This is a genomic window from Photorhabdus stackebrandtii (assembly GCF_011189495.1).
GTDB lineage: Bacteria > Pseudomonadota > Gammaproteobacteria > Enterobacterales > Enterobacteriaceae > Photorhabdus > Photorhabdus khanii.
The window spans coordinates 80,983-103,399 of the sequence record NZ_PUJV01000011.1 but is presented as its reverse complement, the minus strand read 5'-3'; the positions used below and the strand labels follow the sequence as shown (position 1 = coordinate 103,399).

The 22,417-nt window shown below is 38.0% G+C and carries 21 protein-coding genes, 4 tRNA genes and 2 pseudogenes; 11 read left to right on the top strand and 16 right to left on the bottom strand.

The genetic code is table 11. The features are described from left to right. Positions 1-106: 106 nt before the first annotated feature. The 6 genes and pseudogenes from motB to cspE all read right to left on the bottom strand — a co-directional run. Positions 107-982 (bottom strand): annotated as a pseudogene (gene motB / locus C5470_RS11650) (flagellar motor protein MotB); the annotation flags it as partial. Beyond that, a complete protein-coding gene (motA, locus tag C5470_RS11645) occupies positions 979-1,866 on the bottom strand; it encodes a flagellar motor stator protein MotA (protein WP_166289049.1) in 888 nt (295 codons plus the stop codon). The gene motA and the pseudogene motB, both read right to left, overlap by 4 nt. Before the next feature lie 136 nt (positions 1,867-2,002). Next, positions 2,003-2,584: a flagellar transcriptional regulator FlhC gene (gene flhC, locus C5470_RS11640; RefSeq protein WP_166289046.1), complete on the bottom strand. Its 582-nt coding sequence runs from the start codon at positions 2,582-2,584 to the stop codon at positions 2,003-2,005. Between the two features lie 3 nt (positions 2,585-2,587). Beyond that, complete coding sequence (gene flhD / locus C5470_RS11635; RefSeq protein ID WP_021326104.1) at positions 2,588-2,938, bottom strand: flagellar transcriptional regulator FlhD; 351 nt, start codon at positions 2,936-2,938, stop codon at positions 2,588-2,590. A gap of 3,464 nt (positions 2,939-6,402) precedes the next feature. After that, positions 6,403-7,095 (bottom strand): MgtC family protein, encoded by a 693-nt coding sequence (locus tag C5470_RS11630; RefSeq protein ID WP_166289043.1) that lies wholly within the window; start codon positions 7,093-7,095, stop codon positions 6,403-6,405. 454 nt (positions 7,096-7,549) lie between these two features. After that, entirely contained in the window at positions 7,550-7,762 is a 213-nt protein-coding gene (gene cspE / locus C5470_RS11625; protein WP_010847246.1) for a transcription antiterminator/RNA stability regulator CspE, read from the bottom strand. 480 nt (positions 7,763-8,242) lie between these two features. Between cspE and C5470_RS11620 the strand changes: the two genes are divergently transcribed. From C5470_RS11620 to C5470_RS11610, 3 genes are all read left to right on the top strand, one after another. Next, on the top strand, positions 8,243-8,761 hold the full coding sequence (locus C5470_RS11620) for a YlaC family protein (RefSeq protein WP_166289040.1): 519 nt from the start codon (positions 8,243-8,245) through the stop codon (positions 8,759-8,761). Positions 8,762-8,879: 118 nt separating this feature from the next. Then, positions 8,880-8,955, top strand: a tRNA-Asn gene (locus tag C5470_RS11615). Then, positions 8,923-9,078 (top strand): hypothetical protein, encoded by a 156-nt coding sequence (locus tag C5470_RS11610; RefSeq protein WP_166289037.1) that lies wholly within the window; start codon positions 8,923-8,925, stop codon positions 9,076-9,078. The genes C5470_RS11615 and C5470_RS11610 overlap by 33 nt, the downstream gene beginning before the upstream one ends. On the opposite strand, the gene C5470_RS11605 is transcribed toward C5470_RS11610, so the two are convergent. After that, a complete protein-coding gene (locus tag C5470_RS11605) occupies positions 9,075-10,148 on the bottom strand; it encodes a hypothetical protein (RefSeq protein WP_166289034.1) in 1,074 nt (357 codons plus the stop codon). The two genes, C5470_RS11610 and C5470_RS11605, sit on opposite strands and share 4 nt — an antisense overlap. A gap of 823 nt (positions 10,149-10,971) precedes the next feature. On the opposite strand from C5470_RS11605, the gene C5470_RS11600 reads away from it, so the two are divergent. The 6 genes from C5470_RS11600 to C5470_RS11575 all read left to right on the top strand — a co-directional run bounded on the left by C5470_RS11600 (position 10,972) and on the right by C5470_RS11575 (position 14,221). After that, positions 10,972-11,047 (top strand) — tRNA-Asn (locus tag C5470_RS11600). Between the two features lie 240 nt (positions 11,048-11,287). Further along, positions 11,288-11,363, top strand: a tRNA-Asn gene (locus C5470_RS11595). A gap of 247 nt (positions 11,364-11,610) precedes the next feature. Next, positions 11,611-11,686, top strand: a tRNA-Asn gene (locus C5470_RS11590). A gap of 218 nt (positions 11,687-11,904) precedes the next feature. Beyond that, positions 11,905-12,957, top strand: a complete 1,053-nt coding sequence (pyrC, locus tag C5470_RS11585) for a dihydroorotase (RefSeq protein ID WP_166289032.1) — start codon at positions 11,905-11,907, stop codon at positions 12,955-12,957. Between the two features lie 202 nt (positions 12,958-13,159). After that, positions 13,160-13,414, top strand: a complete 255-nt coding sequence (gene bssS, locus C5470_RS11580) for a biofilm formation regulator BssS (RefSeq protein ID WP_166289030.1) — start codon at positions 13,160-13,162, stop codon at positions 13,412-13,414. 204 nt (positions 13,415-13,618) lie between these two features. Further along, positions 13,619-14,221 carry a response regulator transcription factor gene (locus tag C5470_RS11575; RefSeq protein WP_166289157.1) on the top strand — a complete coding sequence of 201 codons (603 nt, stop codon included), beginning with the start codon at positions 13,619-13,621 and terminating at the stop codon, positions 14,219-14,221. 64 nt (positions 14,222-14,285) lie between these two features. Here the strand turns inward: C5470_RS11575 and trhO are convergent, their stop codons facing one another. Next, positions 14,286-15,344: an oxygen-dependent tRNA uridine(34) hydroxylase TrhO gene (gene trhO / locus C5470_RS11570; RefSeq protein ID WP_166289028.1), complete on the bottom strand. Its 1,059-nt coding sequence runs from the start codon at positions 15,342-15,344 to the stop codon at positions 14,286-14,288. A 262-nt stretch (positions 15,345-15,606) separates the two neighbouring features. Then, positions 15,607-15,843 (bottom strand): DinI-like family protein, encoded by a 237-nt coding sequence (locus C5470_RS11565; protein ID WP_166289026.1) that lies wholly within the window; start codon positions 15,841-15,843, stop codon positions 15,607-15,609. A gap of 332 nt (positions 15,844-16,175) precedes the next feature. Here C5470_RS11565 and C5470_RS11560 point away from each other — a divergent pair, with 332 nt between their 5' ends. Beyond that, positions 16,176-17,117: a Kdo(2)-lipid IV(A) acyltransferase gene (locus C5470_RS11560; RefSeq protein WP_166289024.1), complete on the top strand. Its 942-nt coding sequence runs from the start codon at positions 16,176-16,178 to the stop codon at positions 17,115-17,117. A 588-nt stretch (positions 17,118-17,705) separates the two neighbouring features. Further along, positions 17,706-18,865, top strand: a pseudogene (locus C5470_RS11555) (peptide MFS transporter); the annotation flags it as partial. Positions 18,866-18,888: 23 nt separating this feature from the next. Here the strand turns inward: C5470_RS11555 and C5470_RS11550 are convergent. From C5470_RS11550 to C5470_RS11525, 7 genes are all read right to left on the bottom strand, one after another. Beyond that, positions 18,889-19,212: a HigA family addiction module antitoxin gene (locus C5470_RS11550; protein WP_166289022.1), complete on the bottom strand. Its 324-nt coding sequence runs from the start codon at positions 19,210-19,212 to the stop codon at positions 18,889-18,891. 17 nt (positions 19,213-19,229) lie between these two features. After that, positions 19,230-19,289 carry a hypothetical protein gene (locus C5470_RS23660; RefSeq protein ID WP_422631071.1) on the bottom strand — a complete coding sequence of 20 codons (60 nt, stop codon included), beginning with the start codon at positions 19,287-19,289 and terminating at the stop codon, positions 19,230-19,232. A gap of 41 nt (positions 19,290-19,330) precedes the next feature. Beyond that, positions 19,331-19,516, bottom strand: a complete 186-nt coding sequence (locus C5470_RS23655; protein ID WP_422631070.1) for a type II toxin-antitoxin system RelE/ParE family toxin — start codon at positions 19,514-19,516, stop codon at positions 19,331-19,333. A gap of 67 nt (positions 19,517-19,583) precedes the next feature. After that, complete coding sequence (locus C5470_RS11540) at positions 19,584-20,291, bottom strand: helix-turn-helix domain-containing protein (RefSeq protein ID WP_166289020.1); 708 nt, start codon at positions 20,289-20,291, stop codon at positions 19,584-19,586. A 56-nt stretch (positions 20,292-20,347) separates the two neighbouring features. After that, positions 20,348-20,683: a tRNA-binding protein gene (locus C5470_RS11535; protein ID WP_166289018.1), complete on the bottom strand. Its 336-nt coding sequence runs from the start codon at positions 20,681-20,683 to the stop codon at positions 20,348-20,350. A 140-nt stretch (positions 20,684-20,823) separates the two neighbouring features. Continuing rightward, the gene (locus C5470_RS11530; protein ID WP_166289016.1) at positions 20,824-21,216 is read right to left on the bottom strand and encodes a hypothetical protein; all 393 of its coding nucleotides are present in this window, start codon (positions 21,214-21,216) and stop codon (positions 20,824-20,826) included. 222 nt (positions 21,217-21,438) lie between these two features. Further along, a complete protein-coding gene (locus C5470_RS11525) occupies positions 21,439-22,272 on the bottom strand; it encodes a MurR/RpiR family transcriptional regulator (protein WP_166289014.1) in 834 nt (277 codons plus the stop codon). Positions 22,273-22,417 lie beyond the last annotated feature (145 nt).

Genomic DNA, 22,417 nt, shown 5'->3' with positions numbered 1-22,417 from the left:
AGTCGGTACCACGATTGGGCTCAGTACTGAGTGATACTGGTTGAGCCGATACTGTGATTTCATTGGATTATTGTGTTGACACACTTTCAGCCGAATCCTTTCTAATCACCTCGTGAACTTCCTTACTATCGTTAATAATTAGGGAATTGCTGCCAGTGTTTTGCTGTTCAATCCGCTCTTCCGCTTGCTTATTGAGCACTAAGATACTGATGCGACGGTTAACCGGTGAACTGGCATCTTCCTGCTTCAGGCGGACCGTTGCAGCCATACCGACAACCCGCAATATCTTGCCTTCATCCAACCCGCCTATCAGCAGCTCTCTCCTTGACGCGTTAGCCCGATCTGCGGATAGCTCCCAGTTACTGTAACCACGCTCACCATTGGCATATTTCAAGTCATCAGTATGGCCGGACAGGCTGATTTTATTTGGAATATCGTTCAGGATTGGTGCAATAGCTCGCAAGATATCACTCATATAGCTTTCGACTTTTGCACTGCCAACCATAAACATTGGCCGATTTTCCCGGTCAATAATCTGGATACGTAACCCTTCATCCATCATGTCAATCAACAGATGTGGACGTAATGCTTTAAGGCGGGGATCAGTAATAATCAACTGATCAAGTTGCTCACGCAGCCTGTTTAACCTACGGGATTCATCATTATCTTCAACGACTTCAACCTGACGCAAAATATCACCTTCCTGGTAAAGCACATCCTGCCCTCCCCCTGGGATAGGATTAGAGCTATCACTACTGCGTTCCCCTTTATTTATCGCGACTTGTAGCGGAGTACGGAAATATTCTGCAATTCGGGTCAATTCCTGCGGACTGGAAATTGCCAGCAGCCACATAACCAAGAAAAATGCCATCATCGCAGTCATAAAGTCAGCATAGGCAATTTTCCATGAACCTCCATGATGTCTGATGTCATTTCTTTTACGTCTTTTTACCCTAATGACTGAGACGTTACGCGCCTTCATATTTGTTCTTCAGTTTCTTGCTGAACAGGCGCTTTCACCCGGCGAACATGTTCTTCCAACTCAGTGAAAGAAGGACGATCCGTGAGGTACAATGTTTTACGGCCGAATTCAACAGCAATTTGCGGGGCATAACCATTCAGGCTGGATAACAATGTCACTTTAATGCATTGCATCATTTTAATATGTTCGCCACTGCGCTGACGCAGCAAAGTCGCAAGTGGAGAGATAAAGCCATATGCCAGCAAAATACCGAGGAATGTCCCAACCATGGCATGAGCAATCAGCACGCCAAGCTCTCCTGCCGGACGATCTGCCGAACCCAAGGCATTAACAACCCCCATAACAGCAGCCACAATACCAAAAGCAGGAAGTGAATCTCCAACCATCATCAAGCTAGTCGCCGGGATCTCGCTTTCCTGCTCATAAGTTTCAATTTCTTCATCCATCAAAGCCTCAATTTCATGAGGATTCATATTGCCACTCACAATCAACCTCATGTAGTCGGTGATAAAATCCATCAAATGCTTATCCTTAAGCAAACGTGGATATTGGGTGAAAATATCACTCTGCTGCGGATTTTCAATATCCCGCTCTAATGCCAAAACACCATGCATACGGGATTTTGCTAACAACCGGAAAAGTAGAGCCATCAGATCCATATACATCGTTTTGTTATATTTAGATCTGCGCATTACTTTTGGCAAAACACGCAATGTTGCCTTAATCGCTTTTCCGTTGTTACCAACAATAAAAGCACCGATGCCAGCACCAGTGATAATTAAAAATTCAGCAGGTTGATAAAGTGCGCCCAAATGACCACCTACAATCAGGTAACCACCGATTACCGCACCAAGAACTACGATATATCCTAAAAGTACTAACACGCGATATCCTTTAGCTAAGTTGGTGAGCGGATGGGAAGTTGAACAGTCTGAATCCAGAATGGTTGCAGTTTCAACACAGGTTACAGGAAAAAAAGTGCAAATCCGTAACCTGTAGGAATGATTTTCCCATTTAAATTCACATTGCGCGCTGAGCAAGTCCATCCAGCAGTTGTGAATTACTATCGGCAGGCTGAGAGGAAAGTTTACGTTTTTTTACGGCACGTGATGGTGGTTGACAAAGACTACAAACAAAGCTATTCACGGGTTGATGAGCATGAGTAATGAAAGTTCCGCCACAAGTCCGGCATTGTGAAGGTTGCAACATGCCACTGTCTACAAAACGTACCAGAGTCCAGGCGCGAGTCAGCGCCAGAATAGGGGCGTTTCCTTCAACGGGAGGGCATTGTTCAAGATAGAGCCGATAAGCTTTAACAACCGCCTCCACACCATCGCAATAACCACTTTTAAGTAAGAAACGATAGGCATTATAGAACATTGATGAATGAATATTCTGTTCCCAAGTCATAAACCAATCTGTTGAAAAAGGCAGCATCCCTTTAGGTGGAGGGCTTCCCCTCAATTCTTTATAAAGCTTAATTAGCCGCCCTCTGCTTAATTGCGTTTCACTTTCAAGCATTTGTAACCGTGCGCCTAAAGTGATGAGTTCCATCGCAAGATGTATATCCTTAGCTTCTTGAACTATACTTTTCTCGGCCATCTCTTATGCTCTTTTTTTCACTGAAGTATCATCTTTCGAAGATAACTGCTGAAACAGATGAGTCGATAACAAAATGCCTGTGTGTATTTGTTGTAAATCATCCACTCGAGATTCCCTGGTAAGCTGCTGAATAGTTTCACTGTCTTCGAACCGGAAATTACAGACTAATTGATTAGTCTCGGCGAGCTTTACCAACTGAGGTAATGTCAATTCAGACAACGTATCAGCCATAGAATCGCTAATACCTAAACGGAACATCGCTGATGCTTTTTCATGGTTAATTAACCGCTGAGCTAAAAGCAGATACGATAAATTTATGTCATAAATATGTTTGAGCAATTCAACCGTACTCATTTCTCTATCCCGTCCGATTACATTAAAAAATCAGTTAAGTGTTCGAAAAACCACTCGTGACAAAATTCCTAAAATAGCTTAGGGATTAATAATCTCTTACATAACTAAAATATACAGGCTTAGTCAGAGCAGTAACCATCCCTTGTATTACTTTTGATTCGTCCAACTTCAAAAATATTACGGTAATGAACTGCAAAAGTATTATTGCGTTACCTGATATAACATTTTTACTGCCGATTAAGAATATTCTTAATGCAGAACAACTTTACTCCTGAATCATCAACTTATACAACGGAAAGAGAACGCAATTTTAAATACTATGTGACATAACTCACAAAAATAAAGGCTTTTAATATGCGTTCAATCGATGAATTGATCATTAATTATTCAAACAATTAAATAAAATCCGAATTCCCAATTTTAATAAGTTAAATTATCTAAATAAAAATATTAGGTATATTTTTTGATTTTATACGATCTATTAAACTTATAAACTCAAAATGACGATAAAAAATCCTACTTTTAGCAAAATAACAACTATAAAATAAGCTTTATCCCTGAGTAACAGGTGTAAACAATAATCTTATTCTAAGATCTAATATCTCCATTTGTACGATAAAATAGATTAATTTTATGTAAAATTTGGTTGCAAAAAAGATATTGGTATGATCACTTTTAGTTTAGATTTGTACTTTATTTAACCATAAGACTTAACTAAAAACACATACCACCATGCACAAATAACACTAAATACACAAAAATAGCATAAAATACAGTGAGATAATGAATAAAAAAACAACTACAACAACATTTTATTGCCTAAAAAATAGCCAATATACAGCATAAAGATAATAGAAAAAATCAATCAATTTTGACTCCAGACAACCAAATAAATGGCAAAAATCATTAAAAAAACTTATAAAAATTTCATGTTTCATAATATAATAAAACGCAAAGCCCTCCTGTTGATTACTTTATCTTTTTCACCTTTAATTTTCATGTTCCAGATTATTAATTAATTAAACTTACACATGGACAATATATGTTTTCTAGAAACATTAGGCATTTTAAATAAAAAATAGATTATTTATTAATCTAACTTTCCACTTTAAAGATTTATAATAGATATAATTACAGATATAAAATCTTCAATCAACATAAATATATAATCAAATTAAATGACAATCACGAACACAATCACCATTTGTTATATGATTCAATAAAAACATAATTCACCAATCAATATTTAGACAAATAACATACACTATTTCAGCGTTCATGACCTTATAATACAAGTTAAATAAAATATTAAAATAACTTTTTATCATCATTCATTATTTCATATGAAATTTACAACCCTCATCCCAAAAATATTATTTTTATATGCAAAAAACCCAGATATGATTGTCATTGATTCACATTATAGACACTATTATTCAAATGATAATCATGGATAAAATAATTCATTCCACAAGAAAAAAATAATTGATTAAGATTTATCGTAAGAATAATTAATCACAATAGGGCAAAAAATAAAAATCGAAGCCATTTCTTACCAAGAGAATACCATTAACAACTATTAATGGTAAAAATATCATAATATTTTCATATCAAAGACGAAAAAGATATTATTTTGATGAACAATTTATTTCCCCACATAAATAGTAGTTATACTTTTTCAAGTAACCATAACCACTCACCAAAAATGGAAAATAATGCAAAAACTGATTACAGTCTCATCTAACCACAGAAAATATTCTTAGAGCAAAGACTCTAAACCCATTAGCTGATTAAATGAGAAAAGAATAAAATAGATATCGAGAATCATTATCAGTTATGCAACCAATAATACTGAAAATACCGTTGTGTCTTGGATAAAATACATCCTCCATGAGAGCAAAATATAAACAGACTTTATATACCATTTAATACACCAATCTGGATGGAATAAAATTCCATATACAACATTTTTTACTAAAAAAATATCTTATATCGATATATATGTCCATATAACAAAAAGAGAACAAACCAACATTGCCGATACAATAAAATATCCAATATTTTTAGTGTCCCATTGATAAGGTTTTTTATAAAACTCTTTATTCATTTTATTTCAATGTGAAGAAAGCTACGAAATATCACACATCAAATCTTGTACTAGTCAATGAATATTTTTCATCAGCAAAAATGGAATAAAAGTGCTGACAATTAACATTGAAAAAACATTACTAAAGGCTGAACTTACCGTTATATTCAAGCACTTGATGATACTCCCTCGCGTCTATCTCCCTTAACTATCCTTTGTCTAACACCCGTAGGTTTTTCTCAAGCCAGGCAATATTCATCACTTTTTTTTGTATATCTGTACCTGTCGCAACATCAACGCACCTCAATACCACAGCCTTATTAACGTCATTACCAAGTAACCCCTCTGTATATAGGTTCTTTTTTTACAACGCCTCAGTTTACTAAATACCGCTCTTATTCCATTTCCCAGGATTCCAGCATCTACCAGTTCAGTTTGCTGGGCTATTAAAATAACTTCGAAACCTAATCCTACATCATGACAAACCATGACAGTAATAACAGAATTATCTTCGGCAAGAACTTTTACTGCCCCGCCATCCTCTGTTAATACAGAAATAGCAGAGGTAGCTCTCTTCTCGAAGGGAACAAAAAAAGTTAGTTACTCTTGTAATATCACGGCGCTTTCGCCGTCAAAAGGCAACAAGTGTTTTTACTTTATCATTGGACAAATATCGAACTGCTAAATTAATACACTGAAATCTTGCCTGATGGTAACCATTAGCTACTACCATTATTTCTTTCACGGCGTACTTCATCAAGCAGAATTATTATCTATTTTACTCTTATATAAGAACAAACTTAGATCATTTCTTCTACTTCACTTTTGCAAGTGAAATGATATTTCCACTGAAAGTTCTGAACAGTAATAGGCAACCGATACCGAACAAAATAAAATGGCAACTCATCAATTTTTCTGTATCCACGTACAATACCTATGTCAGCTTTGCCCGATCAAACTTGATGTCAGAATGATAATCATCAGCAACATCTCAATAGTTAATTAGATTATAATCACCATAGTAAAAAATACTTCAAAAAACTATTATCCATATAAAGCGAACTTGTAACCAACTCATCTCAAGAAAAATTAAACGGGGATTTGCAAAACTACGACGTCGTGTTGCCCTCTTTAGTACTGATCACAGATTTACCAGCTTTGTTTATAATTTATCCTTTTCAAGATCACCAATATATAAACAAACGCGTTATCGGTGAAATATTCACCATATTATTCGGAAAATAGTTTCTTAATTACGCGTTGCCTGGCTGAAAAGACACACTATAGGCAACGCTCTGTTTGTTTTACATGACGAAAAGTTAGTCGTGACTCTTTATCGAACAAAATTATTGTTGTTTTATACAAATAATTTTCAGACTTATAGCTCAGAAGCAATTTTCCAATTTATTGAGCTAACGCTTTTTTCTAAACTCATACGACAAACAATCGATTCTATCTCTTTTTGCTCAGCAGATGTTGCTAATACCTCAGCACATACTTCAAGTTTTCCAGATTGGATCATATCAGTAAAACTCAGTGATTGTAGCCTCACTGCTACGCCATTGAGAGCCTGTAACACTAAAGTTCTTACCAAGATCCCATCATCACTGTCACACACTACGTGAATTTTATAACTCTGTACCTGATCAACGGCCTGCTGCCTGGGTTGTAAATTAATACGTTGAGCAGCTTCACGTAACAATATGTTTGCGCAAAGAATAATCGCTGTGGCTATCGCTGCCAGCCAATACTGCCCAAGGCCACACAACACACCAATTCCAGCAGAACACCACAAAGTTGCTGCGGTATTTAATCCACGAATATTCATGCCTTCCCGCATAATGACACCGGCACCAAGGAAACCAATCCCTGAAACAATCTGCGCAGCAATACGACCAGCACTATCTGGTGAAGTTGTTATTGAACTGAGTATAAAAACAGCTGCACCGGTCGCAACTAATGCATTCGTTCTTAAACCCGCCATACGTTGACGCCATTGACGCTCAGCACCAATTAACGCACCAAAGCACATAGCTGATAATAAATGAAAGACAAAAGGGGTTATTAACATGACATTCTCCATACAACTAAATGGACAAATAATCATGTGCATTTATTTTGCACACAGAAATTTGGCCGAATGTTTAATTCAGCATTATTTTCTGTACATACCTGGAGGTAACAAAATGTAAATATATAACAGCATAATAGAAAACCCAATATACTATCCTCAGCGACCTCACTGAGTACCAGATAATACTGTCTTTGAGTAAGTACAGCTCAGATATTTTGAGTGGTACCGCTCGCCCTGTTCAGCAAGCAGCAAATCGGAAGGAAATGAACAGCTTGCTGTCTTATTTTTTATTTAACCAAAAACTTTGACTGTCCAATGATGCTAATCTCCCCAATAAAATTTGCACAAAGTATAATCAGGAGCAATTAATAAGTAAAGAAGGATATTACTCTAACAAAGAAAAAGCCCGCCACTATATAAACAATGACGGGCTTAAAAATCATTCAGGCAATCAGATAGCAGTTACGTTTGCTGCTGCTGGGCCTTTAGCACCATTTTCAATGGTGAATTCTACGTTCTGGCCTTCTGCCAAAGTTTTGAAACCGTTACCCTGAATGGCAGAGAAGTGAACGAATACGTCTTTGCTACCGTCAGCTGGGGTGATGAAACCGAAGCCTTTAGACTCGTTGAACCACTTCACTTGACCTTTCATTTTGTCAGACATTGTGACTTTCCTATATATCAAAAAAATTTTGCCAACATGGGCATGTACTGGCCAGTTATCAGCTATTACTTATGGAGGCACTAAGAAGGAAACGCGTCAACAAAGGCTATCTGAGGATAACACTTACACATAACTCATTAACTCAAGATGTCGTACATAAAGTAGGTCTGTTTATCAGGCCGGCTGCATTAACTCATGATAGAAAAAGAATAGCAACCTTTTTATGCATTCGTGTTTTAAAAAAAATGCTTACGCTCATTATTAGAGCAATGATATAAAAAATAAAGTCATTAATTATAATTTTTTTTGATTTATTCAACGTTTATCTTAATAAAAGCATTAGGATTAATCTCAGCCAATAACAGTTGGCAGATTAAAATATAACAACTGATCTACGTCATATTGTTTCTCTCGTGCTAGTCTTAAAGGCCAATCACTATGAAAATATTTCACTTTCTCTTCATTTAATTAGGTCAACATATGAATATCATTAAGCAGATACTGATTCAGGATCTTGAACGAATCAATATTGAAGAACAACGCGATGGCAAACCTCGTTTCAATAGCCAGTTTATCAGCAACCATCCTTACCTTTGCCTGGCTATGTTCGTATCCTACCTGACACTCGCTGCACTCATCTGGTATGCCCCATACTTTGGTTTACTTTCACTGCTAGCTTTCACCGTACTTTTCATTGTTATGGCAGCTGTTTTATTGTTTGAAATTAAACCCATATATCGGTTTGATGATATCGGTGTGCTTGATCTACGGGTATGTTACAACGGCGAATGGTTCGTCAGTGAAAAAATCTCAGACCAAGCAATCAAAGAACTTCATCTCCACCCTCATGTTCCGTTGGCAATAAAGGATGAAATCAATCGTATTATAAAAATGAAAGGTGAAATACATTTTTATGATGTTTATATCATGGCATTCCCTGAACAATCTCATACAGCAACATCATTGCCGATGATAAATAAAAGTACTCAGTTTCAGTAAAATAGCGCAATTATAACACAATGCGCTTACATAGCGAACAAACAATAAAACAGTAAGCTTTTTTTCGTTGACAGCGTTTCAGTTCATCGCTAATATTCGCCGCGCTCCTAAGAACGATTCCTCCATAGTTCAGTCGGTAGAACGGCGGACTGTTAATCCGTATGTCACTGGTTCAAGTCCAGTTGGAGGAGCCAAATTTAAGTCCGGAGATATTAGAAAAATTTCCGACCTCATCAGATGAAGAATCTGCAAAAAGCCCAATGAAAATTGGGCTTTTTGTGTATGCAACAGCACATTTAGAATACCAACTTGATTAATCCAAAACTACTTTATAAACTCTTTCTTTAGATTTATGCAGTACGTTTACTTCACCAACAAATGATATTTCGTAATGAATTCTTACCCGACCATTACCTATATAATTGAAGAAATCAATGCCACCCGGCTGATCATTAGGATTTCCTTCTGGATTAATTACAGCTAAACGGAAAATATTATTTTCATTACCACTTAAAGACTCTATTTTTAATACTATCTCTCCTGCATCCTGATTGTCAGCAGAATACCCTTTAATATGAACTGTACCTTTTTTCAATACCTTATCTTTAAGTTTAACATCTCTGACCATAATATTGATATCATAATCAATAATACTTTCACCAATTGGTCTGCCCCTGCTGTCATCATATTCATCAATATAAGGCACTTCCAGATCACGACGAATCTGGACTGTTCCAGGGTCTTCATCAAGCTCTACAAGTACACGTTGAACAGTAGAGAATTTAGCACTGCCGCTTTCGCTAATAGTATAATAAACACTATCGTGTTTACCGACAGTAAGAAGAGAATTCTTTACAGGTAAACTACGGATATCATTACTATCTTGTACACTTGGAACAATTTCAACATTATTATCAAAAATAAATTTCAGTTCATGCTTATTTAAAATATTAGAATCAGCAAAAAGTACTTTAACGCCTGCTCTTATATCTCCACTGTCAATAACATTATCATAATTTGCCGGATATATAGGTGCTGCCAATCCTGCTGATTTCAGTTTGAATCGATCCAGAATAGCTTCTGCGACTACACTGTCATTCGCATCTGTTACTTCAGCAACAAATTTGACTGTGGCATTAACCTTTTGATCTGTTTTAACTTTTACCAATATTTCAGATGCTCTACGGATAGGATCGAATACGTTATTGTTATTTACAATTTCATATTCGCCCTCATTCAAGCCATGCACCACAATTTTACTTTTATAATTATCTAATGATGTCGAACCATCATCATCCTTTAGAACTACAAACAATCGCAATGGAACGTTAAACCAATCTTTATGTGAAACCCAGTTAGTTACATCAGTATTAATTAAAAACTTCATGACTTTTCCTCATTTGTTTTATAGAAATCACCAGAAAATTAGCCACTATTTTCAGGAGAAATATTATCTACTGACTTTATAAATAACTTTCCAAAATGGTGCTACACCTTATCTACCAACAATCCTATGTATAACAATGAGTTGAAGAAAACCATGTGTAGCGGAATTATGAAACCTTATTTATTTAGAGTTATCTTTACCTCCTTAATAATAATTTAACTTTATAACACTCAATTTTTTAATGTTTTTTTCTGAAATGGGTTTTACTTTTTTCATTGCACTTTGTATATTAATTTAAATCTATTATTAAATTGAAAATATCTTAGCATGTTAGTGGTGAATAAAGCTTCGTTATCAACGATGAACTCTTTTACATCTGTTTCAATCTCGATTAATATCATGTTTTACAAATTTGAGGTCAGAGAACAAATTACTTTTTCAATTAAGAATTATAGACAAGTAAACTCACTAATAAATATCAAAAGACAATAAGTGTCCTGTTAAAATAGGAAAATTATTATCAAATATAAAAACCCTATAAATAACATTAAAAAAAAGTTACCAAATATATATTTACTTATATTTTTAATACTCACAATCAATTATTTTATAAATAAAAAATAGATAATATTTCCACTATCTAACTATCATAGATAGATATTAGTTAATTCTTGTATTTCCTGAACTGGAAAATTTAATTGATTAGAAAATAGTAGAAAACACAATTTTGAACACCAGTTAATCAATCAAACTCAATTTTCACTTTTCCCCTTTGACAAGCCCCAAATACCCAGCTATTATTCGCCTCGTTCCCAGGAACGATTCCTCCATAGTTCAGTCGGTAGAACGGCGGACTGTTAATCCGTATGTCACTGGTTCGAGTCCAGTTGGAGGAGCCAAATTAGGAAAGCCCGCTTAGTGCGGGCTTTTTGCCTTTCTGATTCCACTAATTACTGACAACACAACATAATAATCCTGATCAATTCGCTTCTATAGCATACAGTTCCAGCAAACAATCTTTCATTCAGCATAAAAACAGGCCAATAAGTTCAGATTGCCAGCAAACAAACCCTATTTGTTGTTTTCTGCTTTGACAAAGCAAAAGTGTACCGCTAATATGCACCCCGTTGTGAAACAATTCCTCCATAGTTCAGTCGGTAGAACGGCGGACTGTTAATCCGTATGTCACTGGTTCAAGTCCAGTTGGAGGAGCCAAATTAAGAAAAACCCGCTTAATGCGGGTTTTTTGCTTTTCTGCTTTCGCTAGTTACCGGACAACATCACACAGACACAATAACTCTATCCACTCCACTCTCATAGCATATAATTCCATCAAAAAACCATTATTTAGCATAAAAACAAACCACCAAGTGCAGTTTGCCAGCAAACAATCACTATTTGTTGTTTTCTGCTTTGACAAAGCAAAAATGTACCGCTAATATGCGCCCCGTTGTGAAGGAGTTCCTCCATAGTTCAGTCGGTAGAACGGCGGACTGTTAATCCGTATGTCACTGGTTCAAGTCCAGTTGGAGGAGCCAACTTCATTTCTTGTTTTACCCTCATATTTCATTTTTTCCTTGTCGATAAAAAATCCACCTCTGAATTACCCTGAATCGGTTGATTTAGCTAAATTTTTTACTAAAGATTACATTCATTAATAGCTATTTAACTGCTTTAGCTTTATTATCCATTCCCGGCTTGAATATGCTGAGTTCAGCGTATTTCCTTCCTAATTATATATACTGGAGCCGGTTTCATGACCACTAAATCATATACAATAAAAATCCGCCGCCCTGATGACTGGCACATTCACTTCCGTGATGGTGAAATGCTAAAAACTGTCGTTCCTTATACCAGTCACTATTTCGGGCGAGCTATCGTCATGCCTAATCTGCTTGCACCGATTACAGAAGTGGCTAGTGCCAAAGCCTATCGAGACAGAATACTGGCATCTGTCCCCGAAGGAGATAACTTTCAGCCTCTTATGACTTGTTATCTTACTGATTTTACTGATAGTTCCCAGATAGAAATTGGTTTTAAAAAGGGCATTTTTACCGCTTGTAAGCTCTACCCTGCCAATGCTACAACCAATTCAAGTCACGGAGTCTCTGATATAAATAATATTTATCCATTATTAGAGATCATGGAAAAACTGGGGATGCCTCTGCTTGTACACGGTGAAGTTACTGCTTCTCATATTGATATTTTTGATCGAGAAGCCCGCTTTATTGAACAGATAATGGAGCCATTGCGTAATCAATTCCCAGCACTGAAAGTTGTGTTTGAACATATAACAACCAAAGAAGCTGCACAATATGTACTGGAAGGCGGTAATAATCTGGGAGCAACATTGACTCCACAGCATCTCATGTTTAACCGTAACCATATGCTGGTTGGTGGGATACGCCCACACCTGTATTGTCTGCCTATTCTGAAACGCAATATTCACCAGGATGCTTTGCGGGCAGCCGTAGCCAGTGGCTGTAATCGCTTTTTCTTAGGTACAGACTCTGCACCACATACGCTGCACAAAAAAGAATCACCTTGTGGTTGTGCTGGTGTATTTAACGCACCATCCGCGTTACCTGCTTACGCAACCGTGTTTGAAGAAATGAATGCATTACAACATTTTGAAGCCTTCTGTTCACTTAATGGCCCTAGATTTTACGGACTGCCCGTCAACGAAGGCTTTGTCGAATTGACTCGCAAATTTTCCACGGTTATTGAATACGTTGATTGCAATAATGAAAAACTTACTCCATTTCTGGCTGGCGAAGATGCCCGCTGGGAAGTAAAAGTAGCAGACTAACATACACATGGGGATAGTCATCGTCCCCATTAATTTACATGGCCTATCAACCCACCAACGAATGGGCTAATAAATTCCTAACAAAAAACCTTCTTACTTTCACTAAAAAGCATATACTAAGAATGACTCATTCAAGAATGAGGTAGTTTGCTCTTAGTCAATGATATTAATAAATAATGCAGTGATCTGATTAGGAGGTTTTATGGGCAGTAAAGATGAAGTTATTCAAACGCATCCTGTCGTAGGTTGGGATGTCAGTACTGTTGATACGTATGATGCAGTGATGCTACGCCTTCACTATTTGTCCTCCCAAGATCAAACACCAGAACATGTCATGGTAGATCGAACCTTATGGTTGACAACTGACATTGCAAAACAATTGATATACATCCTCCAAGCAGGAATTGAAAAGATCGAGTCCTCAGAATACAGCGAGCTGAACCATACTAAACATTAATAATCTCAAAGCCCGGACACCCACATAACTGGGTGTCCGGCCTGGAGGTACATTGATTCACTCCAACTATTTTGTCTGTAAAACCATATCATTAGATAATAATTTCGGATTAAGCTGGCTTAACTATCGCAATTGCCGAGTTGACTATCAATAGATAAGGCGTTTATTGTGAGTTCGGCCAAACAAGAACAGGGACGTACAATAATGAAAATCCTAGTCGTTGAAGAGTGCTATTACACCCGTTCAGGTATCAATGAATTTTTAAAGAAAAATGACAATGTTGAAGATATTGAAATTGTTGACTCATCTTCAATTAACGAAGCCATAGATATTGTAACTCATTTTTCTCCTGATATTGTTTTAGCTAATTTGACTCATTATTGTCACCATTCCAGTTATTGCTCTAATTTACAGAAATTTATTACTCTTATAGATAACACCCGTATCTATATATACCTTAATAGTGTCTACCCTTACTGTAAAAATTATATTGTACTGAAAAACAATACTTTTATTTTAGCAAAGAAAAGCCTTCCCTATTTGCTTAATAAATTGAGTAAAATAACATCACAAGAAATTCAGAAATATCGGGTGACAACTGATGAGCATTGTTCTATTTTTAGTCCACAAGAGCATAAAGTCATCGATTACTGGATGAAAGAGATCCCGAATTATCGGATATCTCAAAAACTAAACATCAGTAATAGCACAGTATATTCTCATAAAAGGCATATTACTGAAAAAATAAAAGTGAACAATAGAATCGAACTCTGTTTTATTTACAATGTATTTAAATATCTCTACTAAAAAAGCTATTATCTTGAAACAAATGAAACTGGCACAATAATCTCTGTGCCAGCTATTAATAATACTATTTATTCAACTGTAATGAGGTAATATTCAATCCATCCTGTAGGCGATATCGGGATTTATTAAATATTTTTGTGCCATTCTCTCGACCAGCCCGACGAACACGTTGTTCTGCTTCTGGTAGCCTGACTTCTTCCCTACATGCTTCACTGCAACAACCTTCAAATTTGGCGGTACATTCTGGGCACTGAATAAACAACAGGTGGCAACCATCATTCTTACAATTAGTATGGCTATCACAAGACGCGCCACATTGATGGCAATGAGCAATGACATCATCTGAAATACGTTCTCCCATCCGCTCATCAAATACAAAGTTTTTACCCATAAAACGCACTGGTAATCCCTGCTCCCTGGCTTTACGGGCATATTCGATAACACCGCCTTCTACGTGATATACATTTTTAAAACCATTATGCAACATATAAGCACTGGCCTTTTCACAACGAATACCACCAGTGCAATACATCACAATGTTTTTATCTTTATTATCCTGCAACATTTCCACTGCCATTGGCAATTGTTCGCGGAAGGTATCAGAAGGAATTTCAATTGCATTTTCAAAATGCCCGACTTCATATTCATAGTGATTACGCATATCGACAAATAACGTTTCAGGATCATCCAACATCTGGTTGACCTGCTCTGCTTTAAGATATTCACCGGTTTTTGATGAATCAAAAGTTTCATCTTCAATACCGTCAGCTACTACGCGATCACGCACCTTCATACGCAAAACCCAGAAAGATTTTCCATCATCATCAAGTGCAATATTCAACCTCAGATTATCCAACGCAGGATCAACGCCATATAATAAAGCTTTGAATGCTTCCAGATGATGAGTTGGTACACTTATCTGTGCATTGATCCCTTCTTTGGCAATATAAACCCGGCCAAATACTGAAAACTCAGTAAATTGTTGATACAAGCTGTCACGGAAAGCCTGAAGATCCAAGATATTAAAATATTTATAAAAAGAGATGGTAGTACGGGGCTGGTTCTCCGCCAACATACGTGTTTTCAACTCTTTATTAGAAATGCGGTTATGTAACACTGGCATGGTGTACTTTCCTGAATTTCAAGTCATAAGATTAGGTGTATAAATGATGGCCTCCGCCATCAAGCGGGTATGATAACGAAAATGATTTTCAACGAGTAGTTATTTGTCACTCGGCAATAGGAAATCAATAATAATAAAATGGGAGGGCTTCCCCTCCCATCAATTGATTATGGAACCCTTCACATCACAGACTATAGGATAAACACCTCAGATTGCCAGCAACCAGCAGGTTTAATTGGCTGTCGTTTATCTTACCCCTCATTTAAGGCTGGAACCAATCATCAGCACTTTCCCATGTCTCTTGCAGAATTTCCTCAACGACTTTCCTGTCATCGGGAGTACCACCACGGACGGATAGCCCATCATTACCTGCTAACTTCACATTGGTTTTAATATCAGGCCAACGGCGTTTAAGGCGGTTATCCAGTTCGACAGCAAGAGCAGGGACAGCACCTTTTGGCAGCTTCTTAGATTTATCGATAGTTACTTCTACATGCATCGTTTTTCCCTCTACAAACATTACTGTTTATACAAACAGTAATATTATTCACATGCATTGTAAATAGCTTCTAAAAAACTATTTTAATAGTTATTTATCAGTAACTTACTGGTAATCATTCTTTACGGACAGCCAAACTGGATGACAGACGAAGACACCACATACTGACGAAAGAAAGCAGCAGTCAGTTCAGTAGAACCAACCAAAATGTAACTCACAATCGATATCCTAAACATTTCATGTCTGAAAACTTCGATATCCCGTCAAAAAGTGTCACAATAGGCGAATTGTTTTGTCCATCTTATTTGGCACTATAAATAACCTGAGAATCCATGATACAAGCACCTTCTTTTCAACGCTCATTGCTTCATCCCCGTTATTGGCTTACGTGGTTTGGCATCAGCCTGCTTTACTTGCTGGTTCTGCTCCCCTACCCCATTATTTATTGGATAGGTACCCGCTTGGGCAGATTCTCCATGCGCTTTCTGAAAAAACGCGCCAGAATTGCCGAAAGAAATCTTGAGCTATGTTTTCCTGATATGCCCCAAGAGAAACGCAGTGAGCTGCTAATAAAAAACTTCGAATCTGTCGGAATGGGGGTATTTGAAACGGGTATGGCCTGGTTTTGGCCCGATTGGCGAGTAGAACGCTGGTTTAAAGTTACCGGGCGAGAAAATATCCAGAAAATTCAGGCTCGCAAACAAGGAATTATCGTTATCGGTATTCATTTCCTGACGCTGGAACTGGGTGCCCGAATTCTCGGTTTACTTAATCCGGGGATTGGTGTTTACCGCCCAAATGATAATCCGGTTATGGATTGGTTACAAACATGGGGACGACTGCGATCCAACAAATATATGCTGGATAGGAAAGATGTTAAAGGCATGATCCGCTGTCTGAAAAATGGCGAAATCGTCTGGTACGCACCCGATCATGATTATGGCCCACGAAACAGCGTATTCGCGCCATTATTTGCTGTAGAACATGCCGCAACAACCACAGGCACCTCTATACTTGTACGTCTTTCTGATCCGGCAATGATCCCATTTACCCCCCTCCGCCTGCCTGACGGAAAAGGTTATGAATTAATTATTCAACCCGCGGTAGATGGATTCCCTAAAGACGATGAAGTGAAAGCAGCTGCCTTTATGAACAAAGTGGTAGAGCAGGAGATCTTACAGGCTCCTGATCAATATATGTGGCTACATCGTCGTTTTAAAACCCGGCCTGATGGTCAGCCTTCTCTGTACGTGCAAGCTGGAAAAGTCCATTAAATATCATTAACGGCTGTTTCTTCATCTAAGAAACAGCCATAATGACTTTCACATATAGCCTAATAATCCATTATTTCATTCCAATATTAACATTATACCTTTTAATCTGATTTATTGCCGACTTTTATATAAAAGATAGAAACAAAAGTAGCTAAATAAACACGAAGCTGACAATCAAACGACTGTACTTTTTTACCTTTCATTATCACTCTCAATATCTGGTCTCTGAAAAGATTATTTATATATCATAGCCATTAATTAATTTATTACTCTGAAATCTTTTTATTTACAACAACATGAAAAACATAAATAAGTCAATAGTCCTCATCATCACTTCAATCAACCAGTGATAAGAAATGGGATTTCTGTCGAACTTTGCTATGAAAAATGGAATATTAAAGTAGGAGATACTCGGTTTATTAATAAAATTATCCGAAAAATATGTTAGAAATATATTAATAAGACAGGACGTCATTTAATAAAAAAACGTGGCTTTTCGGTTTACTCTAAACCAAAGCTGAAAGAGCTTTTTAAAAGCTTAATTTGTTGCACACACGACACTCCTGGAGTGCAGAATTATAGGAAAACTTAGGTACAGGACTGTTTAAAACCTGTGTCACTGTCATGGTCGGAACGCTGTATAAAAAAGATGATCCACGTCGTGATGGTGGTTTTTCCCTATTTTATATGGGGATTAACATCGGTTCCTTTATTGCTCCTCTGACTACTGGCTTGCTGGTTCGTGACTATGGCTGGCACTGGGGTTTCGGTATCGGCGGGTTGGGAATGCTGGTTGCCCTATTGATATTCCGCTTCTACGCGATCCCTTTGATGCGCCAATATGATAAAGAAGGTGGTTTGGATTCAAGCTGGGATCGCCCTACAGTGAAGCGTAAAAACGTTGGCAAATGGGTCTTCGCCACTGTTATCGCTATCATTGCCATTATTGCTCTGCTAATCCTTGGTGTAATTCCATTCAATCCGGTAGCCGTAGCCAGCGCAATGGTCTATGTGATCTCATCCTGTGTAACACTTTACTTTGCCTATTTATTCCTGTTTGCCGGCTTAAGCAGTAGTGACCGTTCGCGCCTGTTGGTCTGTTTTATCCTGCTGGTATCTGCTGCATTCTTCTGGTCTGCATACGAGCAAACGCCAACTTCATTCAACCTGTTTGCCAATGATTATACTGATCGTCTGATGATGGGTTTGAAATCCCGACAGTCTGGTTTCAGTCGATTAATGCACTGTTTATTATCCTGCTGGCCCCCGTATTCAGTTGGTTCTGGCCCAGATTGGCAAAAAACAATATCAACCCAAGCAGTATCAGTAAATTCATTATTGGTATTTTGTTAGCTGCCGGTGGTTTTGGCGTAATGATTCTGGCTGCGCAAAATGTGCTGGCAACAGGTGAAACCGTTTCTCCTTTCTGGCTGGTATCAAGTTCTCTGTTTCTGACACTCGGTGAACTGTGCCTTAGCCCGATTGGCCTTGCCACTATGACGCTGCTGGCGCCATCGCGAATGCGTGGTCAGGTAATGGGTTTGTGGTTCTGTGCAAGTGCTCTGGGTAATCTGGCTGCCGGCCTGATTGGTGGGCATGTTCGCGCAGATCAACTGGACAGCCTACCAGATCTGTTCTCCCGCGTATCTCTGGCTCTGGTGATTTGTGCAGCCGTGCTGATGGTGTTAATTGTCCCCATTCGCCGCTTGCTTAATAATGCCGATAAATCAGAAGTAAAAGCTCAATAACATTTATAACCAGCATAAAGCCATCAGTGTACTGCCGTTACGATTGATGGCTTAATTATCTGTTTTACATTCAGCGATTCCGTCTGATATGCATGATTACGCACATCCCACAGTTCAACTGCATGCTGAATATTAAGCCAAAACTCAGCAGTATTCCCCAAAGCGGCAGCCAATTTAATCGCCATAGGAACAGTCAACGCGCCTTTATCATGCACAACTCTGCTTAACGTATTGCGATGAACGCCCATAGCTTCAGCCAGTACATTAATTTCAATATTAAGAGGCGCCAGAAACTCACTCACCAATATTTCACCCACAGTTGCAGGACGACGTTTTGTATTTCTCATTATTTATTTCCCTCAGTTTAATAGTTATGAGGATCCAGATATGTATCAACTACAATACCATCAATCCATTGAAAAATAAGCCTATATTTCCTGTTTACCCTTATTGAGCACCATCCCCTTAATAACCATTCAAATATTCAAAATGGTTTCCCGGAGGGATTCTTAAGTCGGCTTCTTTAACCGAAGCGTCCAGAATTTGCAATTTTCTGTATAAAGCGCTCTGTAGAGAAACGGGTATACATTTGTGTGGTAAATCTTGTTCATAAAATCTTTCTAACCATCTATCCCTGAATTCAACCGCCATAACATCCTCGTTATCTGTACTTTACGCACAATATCATTGTGCATCAAGTCATAAAATTCTGAAAATATCATTTCGTCCTACGCAGCCTGGCTGGTGTACAGCCATAATGCTGACTAAATGCAAAGGTAAAAGCTGACTGGGAAGCATAGCCGGACAGAAAAGCAATATCCGCCAAAGGTTTATAACTGTTAACCAATAAATTATAGGCAAGTTTCATCCGGCATGTTTTCAAATAAGCCATTGGGCTCATGCCGGTTGCAATAAAAAGTTTGCGGTGCAAAGTGCTGGCAGATACCGCGCAAATATCGGCCATATCCACCACTGTCATTTTTTCATGCAAACGCCCGGCAAGCCCTTGATGCAATTTTGCTACCAGGGCAGAAGGCGAACTCATTTGTGGTAACTGAGCCAGTAATAAACGGGCCACATCGGCATGGCTGGCGGGTGGCTGTGGGTAATCGTGCAGCCATTTAATAAGAGCAAGAGCAGATGCAGGTAATGGTTGCCAAAAAGAATCACTATATAACTGCCCAAACAGGGCTGAAGGTAATTCCAACACTAATTGCTGATTTTCACCCTTAGCGGAAAAACTATGCTTAGCATCCGGTGGGATCATGGCAACATTCCCAGAATTAACAACACCTTGCTGGCCTTCTACATTTAATTCCAACTGCCCGTTATAGCCAAAAACGAACTGCCATAACCCCTGATGGCTATGGCTAATAATTTCAGCTGAATAACGGCGTAAATGTAATGAAGGTAATTGATGAAACATATTTATTGTCGCTGATTAAAATACACTCCGTTCATTCGACAACAAAACAGCGTGATTTACAACAACTTATGACCATTCGGGACAGGAAGAGTAAATTCTGCGATCACCACCGCACCATTTTTATCCACACTGCCGGTTAACAATACCTCGGATTTGACACCCGCAATCCGCTTTGGTGGAAAATTGCACACACAAAGAACCTGACGGCCGATTAATTGCTCAGGCGTGTAATGCGCGGTTATCTGAGCGCTTGAGTTTCTAACGCCCAGTTCACCGAGATCAATTTGTAATTTATAGGCAGGTTTGCTGGCTTTAGCATTCAATCCTGCCGAAATAATTGTGCCAACCCGCATGTCGACTTTTTCAAAATCAGCCCATTCGATCTGTTCCATGTCTTTCTCCACTCAGTATGAAATCATTATATTCACATGACAGTAGAGGAAATTCTTTCGAAAGGCTGTCAACAATTATCGACAAGCTGCTTTTTCCGGTAATTAATTGAATTTACTATCCAAATAGCTTTGAATAGTGATCATTTTCTGTCAAAAAAGTTACTTCTGGTCATTCCCCCATTCTGTTCAATTCGATTAGCTCGCTCAATATCCCGCAGGATTGAATCATTGAAACCATGATTCAATCCACCATTGATCCCATAATTAAATCGTTCATTATTCTGCCAGCGCTCAGCATATCTTTTTGTTTCTTCCGCCTGTTTTCCCTGTTCCCATTTTTTCACAAGTTCATTATCCGCAGTGAGTTTATCCACATTCAAATGGTTGGACTCAAGATTTTCTCTCTGTTTCATATATTCTGCCGATGGTTTATTGTCTGCCGGAATATCACTTTCGTAATGGAAATTTAAAGCAAATGTCTGAAAAGAAATTGCAGATAAAATGGCAAAAACGTAATGCGATCCTTTAATCATCGTGTGATCCCTCTTTAAAACCATAACTCCAAACAATTATTAAATAATTATTGTCAATAGGAATCAACAACATTTACGTATAAAAAACCAGTGATCAATATCAGGTTTATATTTTGTTTAAACAGAGATTTTTCCACAAATCGGGTGGAAATTAACCCGCTAGCACAACGGGTTAATAATGATTAAAGTGTTCATCAGAAATACAAGCGCATCATTTCAAAATTAAATAGTGTTCCCTTGCCGATAAGCCAGAGCAACTGCCAAAGATTGCACCAAACACAACGTTGCAGACTGGGAACGAAATGCATCCACCTGTGCTTCCTTCACCACAAAACAGACATCACTGAAACTGGCAAGAGGGCTAATCTGACTATCAGTAATCACTATCTGTTTTGCCCCTGCCTTCGCCGCCCTCTCACTGATCATCAGGGTTTCTTCTGCATAAGGGGTAAAACTGATGGAAACGACAATATCTTCTTGCCCAATTAAGCTAACCTGCTCCCTGAACATTCCCCCCAAACCATCCACTAATCGTGGACGGCATTCCAAATGACTCAATGCATAAGAAAGATAAACAGCCACACTGAAAGAACGGCGCAGCCCAATAATGTAGATATTCTTAGCCTGAGCCAATAAATCTACCGCATTTTTTAAATCTTCTGGGGCGGTTCGGGTAGCCAGCTGTTGCATAGCCTGCACATTTGAACGGGCAAATTCCTGCAAAATATGTTGTGGATCTTCCAGCGGCTCCTGCTCACCATCCAGTTCCCTGAATAATCTGGCTCTGTCTGCATAACTGGCAGTCTCTTCTACCATATGCACACGAAATAGCTGTTTCATTTCATTAAAGCCACTGAAATTAAACGCATTAGCGAAACGAATTAATGTTGATGGAGGAACATCAGCTTCTCTGGCTATCACAGCAACAGTATCAAAAGCCACACTATTAGTATTATCCAGCACATATCGGGCTACTTGTTGCAAGCGTTTACTCAATTCACCATAGCGTGAGCGGACTTGTTCTTGAAATTCATTCAGACTTGATGCTACAGACATAAATCCCCCATAAAATTTATCATCGGCAATTGTAATAGTTTTACAGCATAAGATGAATCATATTTCATTTTTATAGTTCAAAATGAAATATACAATCCATTAATTGTAATGACTTATTATTATCATCATATTGATTAAAAACTAA

Bases quoted from the DNA above. Each gene is read 5' to 3' on its own strand.
- flhC (WP_166289046.1), bottom strand. From the start codon at position 2,584: ATGGCCGAGAAAAGTATAGTTCAAGAAGCTAAGGATATACATCTTGCG.
- flhD (WP_021326104.1), bottom strand. From the start codon at position 2,938: ATGAGTACGGTTGAATTGCTCAAACATATTTATGACATAAATTTATCG.
- C5470_RS11630 (WP_166289043.1), bottom strand. From the start codon at position 7,095: ATGTTAATAACCCCTTTTGTCTTTCATTTATTATCAGCTATGTGCTTT.
- cspE (WP_010847246.1), bottom strand. From the start codon at position 7,762: ATGTCTGACAAAATGAAAGGTCAAGTGAAGTGGTTCAACGAGTCTAAA.
- C5470_RS11620 (WP_166289040.1), top strand. From the start codon at position 8,243: ATGAATATCATTAAGCAGATACTGATTCAGGATCTTGAACGAATCAAT.
- C5470_RS11610 (WP_166289037.1), top strand. From the start codon at position 8,923: ATGTCACTGGTTCAAGTCCAGTTGGAGGAGCCAAATTTAAGTCCGGAG.
- C5470_RS11605 (WP_166289034.1), bottom strand. From the start codon at position 10,148: ATGAAGTTTTTAATTAATACTGATGTAACTAACTGGGTTTCACATAAA.
- pyrC (WP_166289032.1), top strand. From the start codon at position 11,905: ATGACCACTAAATCATATACAATAAAAATCCGCCGCCCTGATGACTGG.
- bssS (WP_166289030.1), top strand. From the start codon at position 13,160: ATGGGCAGTAAAGATGAAGTTATTCAAACGCATCCTGTCGTAGGTTGG.
- C5470_RS11575 (WP_166289157.1), top strand. From the start codon at position 13,619: ATGAAAATCCTAGTCGTTGAAGAGTGCTATTACACCCGTTCAGGTATC.
- trhO (WP_166289028.1), bottom strand. From the start codon at position 15,344: ATGCCAGTGTTACATAACCGCATTTCTAATAAAGAGTTGAAAACACGT.
- C5470_RS11565 (WP_166289026.1), bottom strand. From the start codon at position 15,843: ATGCATGTAGAAGTAACTATCGATAAATCTAAGAAGCTGCCAAAAGGT.
- C5470_RS11560 (WP_166289024.1), top strand. From the start codon at position 16,176: ATGATACAAGCACCTTCTTTTCAACGCTCATTGCTTCATCCCCGTTAT.
- C5470_RS11550 (WP_166289022.1), bottom strand. From the start codon at position 19,212: ATGAGAAATACAAAACGTCGTCCTGCAACTGTGGGTGAAATATTGGTG.
- C5470_RS23655 (WP_422631070.1), bottom strand. From the start codon at position 19,516: ATGGCGGTTGAATTCAGGGATAGATGGTTAGAAAGATTTTATGAACAA.
- C5470_RS11540 (WP_166289020.1), bottom strand. From the start codon at position 20,291: ATGTTTCATCAATTACCTTCATTACATTTACGCCGTTATTCAGCTGAA.
- C5470_RS11535 (WP_166289018.1), bottom strand. From the start codon at position 20,683: ATGGAACAGATCGAATGGGCTGATTTTGAAAAAGTCGACATGCGGGTT.
- C5470_RS11530 (WP_166289016.1), bottom strand. From the start codon at position 21,216: ATGATTAAAGGATCGCATTACGTTTTTGCCATTTTATCTGCAATTTCT.
- C5470_RS11525 (WP_166289014.1), bottom strand. From the start codon at position 22,272: ATGTCTGTAGCATCAAGTCTGAATGAATTTCAAGAACAAGTCCGCTCA.